Genomic DNA, 14883 nt, shown 5'->3' on the forward strand with positions numbered 1-14883 from the left:
ATGCGCGACGGCCAGTACAAGGTCGTGGTCAACGACGAGGAGCAGTACTCCATCTGGTTCGCCGAGCGGCCCCTGCCGCGCGGCTGGCGGGAGGCCGGCTTCGAAGGGGCGAAGCAGAGCTGCCTCGACCACATCGAGCAGGTCTGGACCGACATGCGCCCGCGCAGCTTGCGCGAGGCCATGGGGCAGTAGAGGAGCGGCCCAGGTGACCGGCACGTACGTTTTCCCCGCCTCGTTCGCCCAGGAACGGTTGTGGTTCCTGGCCCAGCTCGATCCCGGCGCGCCCACGTATCACATCAACGCCATCATGAAGCTGCCCGAGCGGACCGATCCGGACCGTTGCGAGCGGATTCTGGGCGAGCTGGTCCAGCGGCACGAGGCGCTGCGCACCGCCCTGGCGATCGAGGACGGGTGCCTCGTCCAGATCGTCCAGGTCGACATGCCGGTCACGCTGCCCCGTACCGATCTGCGTGGGCTGCCGCCGGAGGAGGCCGAGCGCGAGTTCGGCGCGCTGGCGGTGGCGACGGCGCGGCAGCCGTTCACGCTGGACCGTGCGCCGTTGTGGCGCTCGCACCTGGTGCTCATGCCGGGCGGGGAGCAACGGCTGATCTCCGTGTTCCACCACGCCGTGTTCGACGCCCGCTCGGGAACCATCCTCGGCGAGGAGATCCGGGAGCTGTGCGCGGCCCTCGACGAGGGCCGTCCGGCGCGGCTGCCGGACCTGCCCGTCCAGTACGCCGACTACGCCGCCTGGCAGCGCGAGCACCTCGGACAGGGGGTGCTCGCCGCCCAGCTCGATCACTGGCGGGACCGGCTGGCCGGGCTGCCCGCCGATCTCGGGCTGCCGGCCGACCGGCCCAGGCCGCCGGTGCGCGGGCACGCGGGGGCCGAGCATCATCTGGTGCTGCCCGCCGCCCTGGTGGACGAGCTCGAAGCGCTGGCCAAGCGGCGCGGCGCGACCCTGTTCATGGTGCTGCTGGCCGCGCTGAAGGCCCTGCTCTCCCGGTACGCGGGCCAGGAGGACGTGGCGGTGGGCACGCCGGTGGCCGGGCGCGACCTGCCGGAGTTCGAGCCGGTGCTCGGCGTGTTCATCAACACCCTGGTGCTGCGCGGCGACCTGAGCGGGGACCCGTCGTTCGGCACGCTGCTGGAGCGGGTGCGCGAGACCGTCCTCGACGCTCTGGACCACGCCGAGGTGCCGTTCGACCGGCTGGTCGAGGCGCTCCAGCCGGTCCGTGACACCAGCCGCACACCGCTCTACCAGGTGGGCTTCAACCTGCTGCCGATGAGCGCGCGCGGGCAGTTCCCGAACGGCACCGCCCAGCTGGACCTGAACCTGGACATCGTCAGGACGGCCGACGGCGCCGGCGTCTACTTCGAGTACAGCACCGACCTGTTCGACCCCGGCACGATCGAGCGCCTGGCCGGCTCCTACCGGCTGATCCTGGAGGCGGCCGCCGCCGAGCCCGGCACGCGGCTGTCGCAGCTGCCGCTGATGACGCCCGCTCAGCGGACCGAGCTGCTGACCGGGTGGAACGACACCGCCGCGCCGTACCCGGACAAGGCCCTGCACGAGCTCGTCGGCGAGCAGGCGGCGCGTACGCCCGGCGCGGTGGCGGTGCGCGCGCCGGACGGTGAGGAGCTCACCTACGCCGAGCTCGACGACCGCACGGAAGCGCTGGCCGGGCGGCTGGTGGCGGAAGGCGTTCGGGTCGAGTCGCGGGTGGCGCTGTGCCTGCCGCGTGGCGTGCGCCAGGTCGTCGCGCTGCTCGCGGTGCTGCGGGCGGGCGCGTGTTATGTGCCGCTGGACGCGGCGTACCCGGTGGAACGGCTGGCGTATCTGCTGGCCGACTCCGGCGCCGCCCTGCTGCTCACGGACTCCGCCCACCTCGACCGGCTGCCGGCGCAGCGTCCCCCGGAGCTGCTGCTCGACCAGGTCTCCGGGAGCGCCGGGCCGCTGCCGCCGGTGCGGCCGGACCATCTGGCGTACACGATCTACACCTCCGGCTCCACCGGCCGCCCCAAGGGGGTGCAGGTGCCGCATCGCGGCGTGGTCAACCTGGTCACCGATGTGATCCGGCGGCTGGGCGGCGGCAGCGCGCTGTACATGACCTCGCTCTCGTTCGACATCGCGGCGCTGGAGATCTTCACGCCGCTGCTGTCCGGTGGGACGCTCGTGATCGCTCCCGAGGACGCCGCCCGCACGCCCAAGGAGCTCCGCCGGGCGGCCGAGGACGCGGACCTGGTCCAGCTCACGCCGTCGGTGGCGAGCCTGGCGGTCGAGCAGTTGCCGTCCGGGCTCCCCCGCGTGATCCTCGGCGGCGAGCCGCTGCCCCTCGGCCTGGCCGCGCGCCTGCTCACGGTCACCGACGAGCTGTGGAACTTCTACGGGCCCACGGAGACGACGATCTGGTCGACGGCGTACCGGGTGCCGCACTCCCCCGCCACGATGCTCATCGGCGCGCCGGTCGCCAACACCACGACCTATGTGGTGGACGACGATCTGCGTCCGGTCCCGGTGGGCGTGCCGGGTGAGCTGCTGCTCGGCGGCGCCGGAGTGACCCGCGGCTACCACGGCCGGGCCGCGCTGACCGCCGAGCGCTTCGTGCCCGACCCCTTCGGCCCGCCCGGCGGCCGCCTCTACCGCACCGGCGACCTGGCCCGCCGGCGCCCCGACGGAACCCTCGAATGCCTCGGCCGTCTCGACGACCAGGTGAAGGTGCGCGGCGTGCGCATCGAACTCGACGAGGTCGCCGCCGTCCTCGGCGAACACCCCACCGTACGACGAGCCGTCATAGCCGTACGCGACGACGCCCCCGGCGGACGCGGCCTCGTCGCCTACACCACCGGCACCACCCAGGAAACAGAACTCCGCGCACACCTGCGCGCCCGCCTGCCCGACGCCATGATCCCCACCGCCTTCGTCACCGTCACCGACCTCCCCGTCCTGCCCAGCGGCAAACTCAACCGCGCCGCCCTCCCCCCACCCCAAAACACCACCACCACGTTCACCCCACCGCGCACCCCGATGGAGGAGGGCATCGCCAGGATCTGGGCCGAGCTGCTCGGCCGCGAGCGCGTCGGGATGACCGACGACTTCTTCGCCCTGGGCGGCCACTCACTGCTGGTGGTCCGCCTCATCGGCCGGATCGACGAGGAGTTCGGCGTGGAGCTGCCGCTGCGGCGCTGCTTCGACGCCACGACCGTCGAGGAGCAGGCGCTCGCGGTGCTCGAAGAAGGACTCACGGATGCCGACCTGCTGGATCTCCTGGAGGAGGAGCAGTGAGCGACGGGAACGGGGTACGCGCGCGGCTGGCCGGGCTCAGCCCGGAACGGCGCGCCGCGCTGGAGGCCCGCCTCGCCCGCACCCGGGCGGCGGACAAGGGGGCGTCGTCCATCCCGCCCCGCCCGGCCTCGGACGCCGGGGCCCTGTCGGCCGCCCAGCGCCGCCTGTGGGTGGTCGACCAGCTCGACCCGGGCAACCCCGCCTACACCTTGTCGTGGGCGTACCGGATCGAGGGCGACCTGGACGCCGCCGCGCTGGCCAAGGCGTTCGACGCGCTCGTGGACCGGCATCCGATCCTCGGCCACGTGATCGAGACCCGCGACGGCGAGCCCCGCCAGGCTCCCGGCCATCTCCGCCCCGCGTTGAGCGTCGAGACGATGCCGGCCGGGGAGGCCGACGCCGTCGCCCGCGAGGAGGCCCGCTTCGCCTTCGACCTGAGCGCCGGACCGCTGACCAGGGCCCGCCTGGTGCGCGTGGCGCCTCGGGAACACCGTCTGTTCCTGACCCTGCACCACATCCTGGCCGACCGCTGGTCGGTGGAGATCCTGTTCGGCGACCTCTTCCGGCTCTACTCCGGTGAACCGATGCCCGAGCGGCCGGTGGAGTACGCCGACTACGTGGCCTGGCAGCAGGGCCGGCCGTCCGGGGAAGGCGACCTGGACTACTGGCGCAAGGCCCTCGACGACCTGCCCGACGTGCTCGACCTGCCGGCCGACCGGCCGCGCCCGCCCATGCAGTCGAACCGGGGCCGCCGCCTGGTGTTCGAGCTGGACGACACCTTGGCCACCGGGTTGCGCGAGCTGGCCGCCGGGCAGCGCGCCACCCCGTTCATGGTCCTCCTCGCCGCGCTGCAGGCGCTGCTCGCCCGCTACACCGGCCGGGCCGACATCCCGGTCGGCACGCCGATGTCGGCCCGGCCGCATCCCTCCCTGGACCGGACCGTCGGGCTGTTCCTGAACACGGTGGTGCTGCGCGGCGACCTGTCCGGCGACCCTGACTTCGCCGAGCTGGTACGGCGGACCAAGGAGCGGACGCTGGCCGCGTTCGAGCATGCGGGCCTGCCGTTCGAGACGCTGGTGGAGGAACTTTCCAGCGGGCGGGACCTGTCCCGCAACCCGTTCTTCCAGGTGATGCTCGCCTACCAGAACGTGCCGCAGGCGCCGCCCGGCGGTCCGCGCGGGCTGCGCCTGGAGCGGCTGGGCGTGCGCTCCGGGACCGCCATGTTCGATCTGGACTTCATCGTGGAGGAGCGCGCGGACGGGTCGCTGGTGTGCGTGCTCGACTACGCCACCGATCTGTTCGACGAGGACCGCGCGCGGCGCCTGACCACGCATCTGCGCACCTTGCTGGGGGCGGCGGTCGCCGATCCCGGCCTGCGGCTGTCGGAGCTGCCGCTCATGGACGCGGCCGAGCTCGGGAACACCCTGCGCGCCTGGAACGAGACCGCGCGGCCGTACCCGGAAGGCGGCATCCACCACCTGGTGGCCGAGCAGGCCGCCCGCACCCCCGAGGCCACCGCGGTCGAGGGCCGGGACGGCGTCTCGCTGACCTACGCCGAGCTGGAGTCGCGCGCGGACGACCTGGCCGCGGAACTGCGGGCGCTCGGCGTCGGCCGCGAGGACAGGGTCGCCGTCTGCCTGCCCCGGCACCCGGACGTGGTGGTGGCGTTGCTGGGCGTGCTCAAGTCCGGCGGCAGCTTCGTCCCCATGGATCCCGGCTATCCGCCCGAACGGCAGCGGCAGATCCTCGACGACTCCGGCGCCGCCCTGACGGTCACCGTCACCTCGCTCAGGGACAGTCTGCCGGCGGCCGCGCGCGTGCTCCTGCTCGACGAGGGCATCGGGAGGGCCGCTCCCGTGGCGGAGCCCGCGTTCCATCCGGACCAGTGCGCGTACCTGATCTACACCTCCGGCTCCACCGGCCGGCCCAAAGGCGTGGTGGTGCCGCACAGGGGTCTGGTCAATCTGCTCTGCGACCTGCGCGAAAGCCCCGGCCTGGCGCCCGGCGCGCGCTACCTGTTCCTGACGTCGGTCTCGTTCGACATCTCGATGGCCGAGATCTTCGGACCGCTGGTCAGCGGCGGCACGGTCGTCGTCGGCTCGGTCACCGCCATCGAAGACGTCCACGAACTCCTCCGGAACGGCGACCTGCACACCGTCCAGGCCACTCCCTCCGTGCTGGAGGGGTTGCTGCCCGCGCTGGCCCACCGGGTCCCGCGGGTGGTCAGCTCGGGCGAGGCGCTTCCCGGCCCGCTGGCCGCGCGCCTGCTCACCGTCACCGACGAGCTGTGGGACCTGTACGGCCCGACCGAGACCACCGTGTGGTCCACCAGGCTCCACGTCACCGACGGCAGGGGCGGCTCGATCGGCCGCCCGGTCGCCAACACCACGACCTATGTGGTGGACGACGACCTGCGTCCGGTCCCGGTGGGCGTGCCGGGTGAGCTGCTGCTCGGCGGCGCCGGAGTGACCCGCGGCTACCACGGCCGGGCCGCGCTGACCGCCGAACGCTTCGTGCCCGACCCCTTCGGCCCGCCCGGCGGCCGCCTCTACCGCACCGGCGACCTGGCCCGCCGGCGCCCCGACGGAACCCTCGAATGCCTCGGCCGTCTCGACGACCAGGTGAAGGTGCGCGGCGTGCGCATCGAACTCGACGAGGTCGCCGCCGTCCTCGGCGAACACCCCACCGTACAACGAGCCGTCATAGCCGTACGCGACGACGCCCCCGGCGGACGCGGCCTCGTCGCCTACACCACCGGCACCACCCAAGAAACCGAACTCCGCGCACACCTACGCGCCCGCCTGCCCGACGCCATGATCCCCACCGCCTTCGTCACCGTCACCGACCTCCCCGTCCTGCCCAGCGGCAAACTCAACCGCGCCGCCCTCCCCCCACCCCAAAACACCACCACCACCACGTTCATCCCACCGCGCACCCCCGCGGAACACGTCCTGCACGCCCTCTGGAGCGAACTGCTCGAACGCGGCGACTTCGGCGTCGAGGACGACTTCTTCACCCTGGGCGGCCACTCCCTGCTGGCCATGCGCCTGGTGGTCAGGCTCAGGGAGGCCCACGGCGCGGACGTGACGCTGCGCCGCTGCTTCGCGACCCCGACGATCGCGGGCCTGGCCCCGCTCCTCCCCGCCGGCGGGGCCGTCACCGGAGGCATCCCCCTCGCCGGGCAGGCCGTCGCGCGGCCCTCCCACGCGCAGGCCCGCCTCTGGTTCCTCGACCAGCTGGACCCCGGCAACCCCGCCTACAACGTCGCCTGGGCCGAGCGGCTGACCGGACCGCTGGACGTGGCCGCGCTGAGCGCCGCCTTCGACGACCTGGTGGCCAGGCACGAGGCCCTGCGCCTGGTCATCGTGGCCGACGACGGCGAACCCGCCCTGCGCGAGGGCGCCCGGAGGGCGCGGCTGACCGTGCGAGAAGGTCCTGACGTGGGGCTGGAGGAGGCGCGTCACCGCTTCGACCTGGCCGAAGGTCCGCTGGCGCGGGCCGCCCTGGTACGGCGCGGCCCGGCCGAGCACGAGCTGTACCTCACCCTGCACCACGTCATCACCGACCGGTGGAGCCTGTCGATCCTGCTGCGCGACCTGATGGAGCTCTACCGCGCACGGGTCACCGGCGCCCCGGCCGAGCTGCCCGCGCTCAGGGCCGGCTACCGGGACTTCGCCGCCTGGCATCGGGCGCGGGTCTCCGGGCGGGCGGCCGGCCTGGCGTACTGGAAGGACGCGCTCGCCGGCCTGCCCGCCTCCCTGGACCTGCCGGCCGACCGGCACCGTCACGGGCCGGCGAGCATGGCCGGGCGGCGGCTGACGTTCCCGATCGACGCCGCGACGACGGCGGCGGTGCACGCGCTGGCGCTGGAACGGCAGGCGACGCCGTTCATGGTGCTGCTGGCCGCGCTCCAGGCGGTGCTGGCCCGCTACACCGGACGGGCCGACATCCCGGTCGGCACCCCGGTCTCCGGCCGCGCGCATCCGGACGTGGAGGAGATGGCCGGGCTGTTCCTGAACACGCTCGTGCTGCGCGGCGACCTGTCCGGCGAACCGAGCTTCGCCGAACTGCTCGCGCGCACCCGCGAACGTGTCCTGGACGGGCACGAGCACGCCGAGCTGCCGTTCGAGGTGCTGGTGCAGGAGCTGGCCCAGGACCGTGACCTGGCCCGCAACCCGCTGTTCCAGGTGATGCTGGCCTACCAGAACGTGCCTCCCGCGCCGCCGGACGTGGCGGGGCTGGCCCTGCGCACCCTGAACATCGATCCGGGGGTGACGCAGGCGGACCTGCACCTGGTGATCGAGGAGGGCGGCGACCGGCTCACCGGAGTGCTGCACTACGCGACGGACCTGTTCGAGCACGACCGGATGGAGCGCTTCGCCGACCACTTCCGCGCTTTCCTGACGGCCGCGGTGGCCGAGCCGGAGCGGCCGGTCGCCGACCTGCCCCTGCTCACCCCGGCCGAGCTCGACGCCGTTCACCAGGCCAACGACACCGGCACGCCCGTCGCGGACGGCACGCTGCCGGAGCTGGTGGCCGCGCAGGCGGTCCGTTCGCCGCACGCGCCCGCGCTGGGATACGAGGCTCCGGACGGAACCCGGGCCTGGCTCACCTACTCCGAGTTCACCGGCCGGGTGAACCGCCTGGCCAGGCGGCTGAGCGCGCTCGGGGCCGGGCCGGGCCAGGTCGTCGGGGTGTGCCTGGAGCGAGGGGCGGACCTGGTCGTCGCCGTGCACGCGGTGGTCGCCACCGGGGCGGCGTACCTGCCGCTGGAGCCCGACCACCCGGCCGAGCGCCTGGCGGGCATGATGGCCGACGCGGGCGCCCGGCTGGCCGTCTCCGCCGAACGTTTCGCCGATCTCGTCACCGATCCCGCTACCGGTCTCGGCGGCGTGGCGGCGGTGCTGCTCGATCGCGACGCCGGGGCCGTCGCCGCGGAGGACGGCGGGCCGCTCGGGATCCGGCCGCACCCGGACTCGCTCGCGTACGTGCTCTTCACCTCCGGTTCCACCGGCCGGCCCAAGGGCGTGGGGATCTCGCACCGGGCGATCGTGAACCGGCTGGACTGGATGCAGGACGCCTTCCGGCTGACCGGGGACGACCGGGTGCTGCACAAGACGCCCTTCTCGTTCGACGTGTCGGTGTGGGAACTGTTCTGGCCGCTGCTGACCGGGGCGGGGCTGGTCGTCGCGCGGCCCGGCGGGCAGGCCGACCCCGCCCACCTGGCCGCTCTGATGGCCGGCGAGTCGGTCACGACCGTGCACTTCGTACCGTCGATGCTCGACTTCTTCCTGGCCGAGCCCGAGCTGGAGGCGCGGCTCGGCGCGCTGCGCACCGTGGTGTGCTCGGGGGAGGCGCTCGGCGCCGACCTGGCCGCCCGCTTCGCCGCCGCGCTGCCCGCGGCGGGCCTGCACAACCTGTACGGGCCGACCGAGGCGGCGGTGGACGTGTCGTGGCACGTGTGCCGCGCGGGCGAGGGCACGATCCCGATCGGGCGGCCGGTGGCCAACACCCGGCTGGAGATCCTCGACGCCCGCATGAACCGCGTGCCCGTCGGCATCCCGGGCGCGCTGTGGATCGGCGGCGTGCAACTCGCCCGGGGGTACGCGGCCCGTCCCGCGCTGACCGCCGAACGCTTCGTCCCCGACCCGTACGGTCCCCCGGGCGGCCGCCTGTACGACACCGGCGACCTGGCCCGATGGCGCCCCGACGGCGAGATCGAGTACCTCGGCAGGTCCGACCACCAGGTCAAGATCCGCGGCATGCGGGTCGAACCGGGCGAGATCGAGGCGGCCCTGGCGGCCCTGCCCGGCGTGCGCGCCGCGGCCGTGCGCGCCATCGAGGACGGCGCCGGGCTGCGCCTGGCCGGATACGTGGTCCCGGTCGCGGAGGAGGCGGCGGGCACCTGGGAGCGCCTGCTGCGCGACACCCTGCCCGACCACATGATCCCCCGGACCTGGACCGTCCTCGCCGAACTGCCGCTCAACCGCAGCGGCAAGCTCGACAGGAACGCCCTGCCCGATCCCCGGGCCCCCGAGACCGCCGCGCACGCCGAGCCGGAGGGGCCGGCCGAACGGGCCGTCGCCGCCGCCTGGCAGGGAGTGCTCGGGCTGGAGCGGGTCTCGGCCCACGACAACTTCTTCGCCGTAGGCGGCGACTCCATCCGCAGCCTCAAGGTGGTCTCCCGCCTGCGTGAGGCCGGTTACGCGGTCCGGCTGGAGCAGCTCTTCCTCCACCAGACCGTCAGAGATCTGGCCGGACGGCTCCTGCCCGCACCGGCGGCCGAACCACCCGAGGCGCCCGAGACGCCGTTCGGCCTGCTCAATCCCGAGGACCTGGCACGACTGCTGGAAGGCGAGGCGCGATGACCGTGACGACGGGAGCCGCACGCGGCCTGGAGGACGCCTATCCTCTGGCCGCGCTGCAGGCGGGAATGCTCTACCACAGCGCGTACGAGCCGGATGCGGCCACCTACCACGACCTGACCACGATCACCTTGCGCGGCCGGTTCGACGCCGGGGCGTTCGAGGGGGCGCTGGCCGAGGTGACCGCCCGGCATCCCGTCCTGCGCACCTCGATCGACGTGAGCGGGTTCAGCGAGCCGTTGCAGCTCGTGCACCGTACGGCCACGCTGCCGCTGGAGGTGACGGACCTGTCGGGCGATCCGGCGGCCGCCGGGCGGCTGGCCGCGTGGTCGGAGGCGGAGAAGCGGCGGCCGTTCGACTGGGCCTCGCCGCCGCTGGCCCGCGCGCACGTGCACGTGCTGCCCGGTGAGCTGTTCGCGTTCAGCCTGAGCTTCCACCACGCCATCCTCGACGGGTGGAGCGTGGCGTCCCTGGTCACCGAGCTGCTCCAGCGCTACCACGGGCAACTGAGCGGTGAACGGCTGCCGCTCACCCCGCCCGCCGCGGCCTTCCGCGAACTGGTGGCCGCCGAGCGCGCCGCGGTGGCCGCGCCCGAGACGCGCGGCTTCTGGCACGCCCAGGTGGCCGGCGCCCCCGACACCCGGCTGCCCCGCCTGCCCGGCGAGCACGGCGAGCCGGGGGCGGAGGAACTGCGGCTGCCGCTGGCGGCGGAACTGCTGGAACGGCTCGGCGCGGCGGCCAGAGAGCTGGCGGTGCCGTTGCGCACCCTGCTGCTCGCCGCCCACCTGCGCGTGCTCGCCCTGCTCACCGGCGAGAACGAGGTGATGACCGGCCTGGTCGCCCACAGCCGTCCGGAGAGCGAGGCCGGTGAGGAGGTCCTCGGCCTGTTCCTCAACACCGTGCCGCTGCGCCTGGACGTGAACGCCCCGACCTGGGCGGAGCTGGCGCGCGGGGTGTTCGACGCGGAGGTGGCGCTGCTGCCGCACCGGCGGTATCCGCTGTTCGAGATCCAGCGGGCGGCGGGCCGTTCCCCGCTGCTGGACGTGTTGTTCGACTTCCGCGACTTCCACGTCTACCGCGAGCTGCCCGGGATCGAGATCGTCGGCCAGGAGTTCTTCGAGCAGACCGACGTGCCGTTCGCGGCCGCGTTCAGCCGCTCGCGTGAGCACGGCGGATTCGACCTGACCCTCACCTATGACCGGGCCCAGTTCGGCGCTGAGCAGATCGGGCGGATCGGTGAGTTCTATCTCATCGCGCTGGACCAGGCCGCCGATCCCGCCGCCGATCCGCGACCCGCCGATCCCTACCTCTCCCTCGACGCCGCCGCCATCGACGGGTGGAACGGCACGGCGCGGCCGTACCCGGGCGGGGTGCTCCATGAGCTGATCGGGGAGCAGGCCGCGCGCACGCCCGGCGCGCCCGCCGTCGGCTACGACGGGGCGTGGATCACCTACGGCGAGCTGGCCGGGCGGGCGGATGCCGTCACGGCCCGGCTGCTCGCCGCCGGTACGCGGCCGGGCGACGTCGTGGGCGTCTGCCTCGAACGCGGGCCCGACCTGCTGCCCGCGCTGCTCGGAGTGCTCGGCGCCGGGGCCGCCTACCTGCCGCTGGAGCCCGATCTGCCGCCGGAGCGGCTGGCGTACATGATCGAGGACGCGCGGGCGCGCACGGTGCTGACCGGTCCGGCGGGAACGTCCTCGCTACCGGACGGCGTCGCCCTCCCGCTCGACGGGCCCGTCCCCGCCCTCGCCTCCGCGCCGCCGCGCGTGCATCCCGACGCGCTGGCGTACGTGATCTTCACCTCCGGCTCCACCGGCCGGCCCAAGGGGGTCGGCGTCTCCCACCGGGCGATCGTCAACCGGCTGCGGTGGATGCAGGAGGCGTTCGGGCTGGGCGCGGACGAGAGGGTGCTGCACAAGACGCCGCTGTCGTTCGACGTCTCGGTGTGGGAACTGTTCTGGCCGCTCATGGTCGGCGCCGGGCTGGTGGTCGCCGAGCCTGGCGCCCACCGCGACAGTGCCCGCCTGGCCGCCTTCGACGTCACCACCATGCATTTCGTGCCGTCCATGCTGGAGCTGTTCCTCGACGAGCCCGCCCTGCCGGCGCTGCGCCGCCTCATCTGCTCCGGCGAGGCGCTCGGGGCCGAGCTCGCCGCCCGCTGCCACGAGCGCCTCCCCCAGACCGAGCTGCACAATCTGTACGGCCCCACGGAGGCGGCCGTCGACGTCACCTGGCATCCCTGCGAGCCGGGCGAACGGCTGGTGCCCATCGGCCGGCCCGTCGCCAACACCCGCCTGGAGGTCCTCGGCGCCGACGGCCACCGGGTCCCCGTCGGCACCCCGGGCGAGCTGTGCCTGGGCGGCGTCCAGCTCGCCCGCGGCTACGTCAACCGGCCGGAGCTCACCGCCGAACGGTTCGTCCCCGACCCGTACGGCCCGCCCGGCGAACGCCTGTACCGCACCGGCGACGTGGCCCGCTGGCTGACCACCGGCGAGGTCCAGTACCTCGGCAGGACCGACTTCCAGGTCAAGATCCGCGGCCAGCGGGTGGAGCTCGGCGAGATCGAGGGGCTGCTGGCCGCCGATCCGGCCGTCCGCGCCGCCGTCGTCGTGCTGCGCGGCGAACGGCTGGTCGGCTACGTCGTCCCCGAGGGCGGCGACCTGCCCGATCTCACCCCGGCGCTGCGCGAGAAGCTGCCCGAGCACATGGTCCCGGCCACCTGGGTACGCCTCGACGCGCTGCCGGTCACCGCCAACGGCAAGCTCGACCGTGCCGCCCTGCCGGAGCCCGGTGACGCCGGGCGGGCGCCGTACATGCCGCCGCGCGACCCGTTCGAGGCCAAGCTGGGCACGCTGTGGGAGGAGACGCTCGGCGTCGACGACGTCGGCGTGCACGACGACTTCTTCGCCCTCGGCGGCCACTCGCTGCTGGCCCTGCGCCTGACCATGCGGCTGCGCAAGGAGCTGGGCCGCGACGTGCCGCTGTCGACCGTGCTCACCGCGCCGACCGTCGCCCAGCTCGCCGTCGAGCTGCGCCGTCCCCAGGACAACGACGGCGCCCCCGAACGGATCGTGCCGCTGCGGCCCACCGGCGAGCGCGACCCGATCTTCCTGTTCCACGCACTGGGCGGCCAGGTCTTCCGCTACCTGCCGCTGACCCGCCACCTCGGCTCCGACCAGCCCGTCTACGCCATCCAGGCGGCAGGCCTGTCCCCCGGCGAGGAGCCGCACGCCACGCTGGCGGAGATGGTCGACGACTACACCGCCCACCTGCTCAAGCTCCGGCCGCACGGCCCGTACGTGCTGGGCGGGTACTGCATCGGCGGCAACATCGCCCTGGAGACCGCCCGCCGGTTACGGGAGATGGGCGAGGAGGTGCCGCTCCTCGTCCTGTTCTACTCCGACGCCGACGAGCCGGTGCTGCGCGCCTCGCTCGAGGACGACGCCGTCCTGCTCACCCACGCCCTCGCCGGCGGCAAGGTGCAGGTCGACCTCGACGACCTGCACCGGATGAGCCCGGACGAGCGGCTGCTGGCCGTGATCGACGCCGCCGCCCGCGCCGACACCCTGCAGCCCGACACCGCCGACCTGCGCCAGGCCCGACGCTTCGTCGACGTCTTCCGCGCCAACGCGCACGCCGTCGGCCACTTCCGGCACGCCCCCTACGACGGGGACGTCCTGTTGTTCTCGCCCGCCGCCGAGGGCGTCCCGCCCGACGACATGGGATGGAGCGACGTCGTCACCGGCCGCCTGCGCATCTCGCCCATCCACGGCGAGCGTTTCACCGTCATGTACGAGCCCCGGGTCGCCCTGGCGGCCGCCGAACTGAGGAGCAGCATCGACCATGGCATCACCCCCCACGACTGAGCCGCCCGCGACGCTGTGGAAGAACCGCGACTTCCTCAAGCTGTGGAGCGGCGAGAGCCTGTCACTGGTCGGCTCCCAGGTGACGGTGCTCGCCATGCCGATCGTCGCGTACCTGTGGCTGCACGCCTCCGTCGCCGAGATGGGCGTGCTCGGCGCGCTGTCCAGGCTGCCCATGGTGCTGTTCTTCGTCGTGGGCGTCTGGGTGGACCGGATGCGGCGCCGTCCCGTGCTCATCTGGAGCGACGTCATCCGCGCGCTCATGCTGGCGACCGTGCCGGTGCTGTTCGTCATGGACATGCTGACGCTGTGGTGGCTGTACGTGGTCGTGCTCGTGATGGGCGTGTTCGGGGTGCTCTTCGAGATCGCCTACCGGTCGTACCTGCCGGTGCTGGTGGCCCCCGAGCACCTCGGTGACGGCAACAGCAAGCTGCAGCTCAGCGACTCGGTCTCCAAGGCGGTCGGGCCCAGCCTGGCCGGGTTCCTCATCGCCACCCGCTCGGCGCCGCTGGTCATCCTGGTGGACGCGATCAGTTACGTCCTGTCGGCGCTCTGCCTGATCTCCATCCGCAAGCGCGAGGACCCGCCGCCGCCCGACGAGGGCGGCAGCATGATCGCGGCGATCCGCGCGGGGTTCGGCTGGGTGATGAGCCACCCGGTCGTCCGCCCGCTGGCCATCGCCAGCGCGGTCTACTCCTTCTTCGACATCGGCATCCTGCAGACGCTCTACATCCCGTACGTGATCGACGGGGCCGGGGTGCCCGCCGGTTGGGTCGGGGCCGTGCTGGCCGTCGGCGGGGTCGGGGCGGTGGCCGGAGCGTGGTTGTCGGTGCGGCTCATGAAGGGGGCGGGGCCTGGGCCCACCATGTTCTGGTCCACGGTGATCGGCAACAGCGCGCTGATCCTGGTGCCGCTGGCCGGGGGGCCGGTGTGGCTGGCGATCGCGATGCTGGCGTTCTCGCAGCTGCTGGTCGGGTTGTGCACGCAGGTGTTCGTGGTCAACAACATCACCGTGCTGCAGTCGGCCACGCCCCGGGAGCTCATGGGACGGGTCATCGCGACCATCTGGGCGATGGGGCTGGTGCCCGCGCCGCTGGGCGCGCTGGTGGCCGGGTTCCTCGGCCAGGCCGTGGGGATGCGGCCGGTGGTGCTGGTGGCGGCGGTGATCGGCGCGGTCGTGCCGATGATCGTGCTGGCGATGTCGCCGATCCCCCGGATGCGCGAACTCCCCCAGGCACCGGCCACGGCCTGACCCCGGCCGGGGGGGGGGGGGGGGGGGCGGGCCCCCCCCCCCCCCCCCCCCCGGGGGGGGGCGCGCCCCCCCGCCCGGGGGCGCCGCGCGGGGCCCCCCGGGGGCGGCGGGCGCGCC

General features: G+C 73.8%; 5 protein-coding genes. All 5 read left to right on the forward strand.

The window, feature by feature from the left end; all coding sequences use genetic code 11:
- From ACIBHY_RS52910 to ACIBHY_RS52930, 5 genes are read left to right on the forward strand one after another with little or no spacing between them, the layout of a single operon-like run.
- Entirely contained in the window at window positions 1-192 is a 192-nt protein-coding gene (locus tag ACIBHY_RS52910; protein ID WP_397257143.1) for an MbtH family protein, read from the forward strand.
- A 13-nt stretch (window positions 193-205) separates the two neighbouring features.
- Window positions 206-3286, forward strand: coding sequence for an amino acid adenylation domain-containing protein (locus ACIBHY_RS52915; RefSeq protein WP_397310842.1), 3081 nt, complete (start codon window positions 206-208; stop codon window positions 3284-3286).
- On the forward strand, window positions 3283-9654 hold the full coding sequence (locus tag ACIBHY_RS52920) for an amino acid adenylation domain-containing protein (RefSeq protein ID WP_397310843.1): 6372 nt from the start codon (window positions 3283-3285) through the stop codon (window positions 9652-9654). The genes ACIBHY_RS52915 and ACIBHY_RS52920 overlap by 4 nt, the downstream gene beginning before the upstream one ends.
- The gene (locus ACIBHY_RS52925) at window positions 9651-13517 is read left to right on the forward strand and encodes an amino acid adenylation domain-containing protein (protein WP_397310844.1); all 3867 of its coding nucleotides are present in this window, start codon (window positions 9651-9653) and stop codon (window positions 13515-13517) included. Before ACIBHY_RS52920 ends, ACIBHY_RS52925 begins: the two co-directional genes overlap by 4 nt.
- Entirely contained in the window at window positions 13495-14766 is a 1272-nt protein-coding gene (locus ACIBHY_RS52930; RefSeq protein WP_397257137.1) for an MFS transporter, read from the forward strand. Before ACIBHY_RS52925 ends, ACIBHY_RS52930 begins: the two co-directional genes overlap by 23 nt.
- Window positions 14767-14883 lie beyond the last annotated feature (117 nt).

Source organism: Nonomuraea sp. NPDC050547, from assembly GCF_044457345.1.
Classification (GTDB): domain Bacteria; phylum Actinomycetota; class Actinomycetes; order Streptosporangiales; family Streptosporangiaceae; genus Nonomuraea.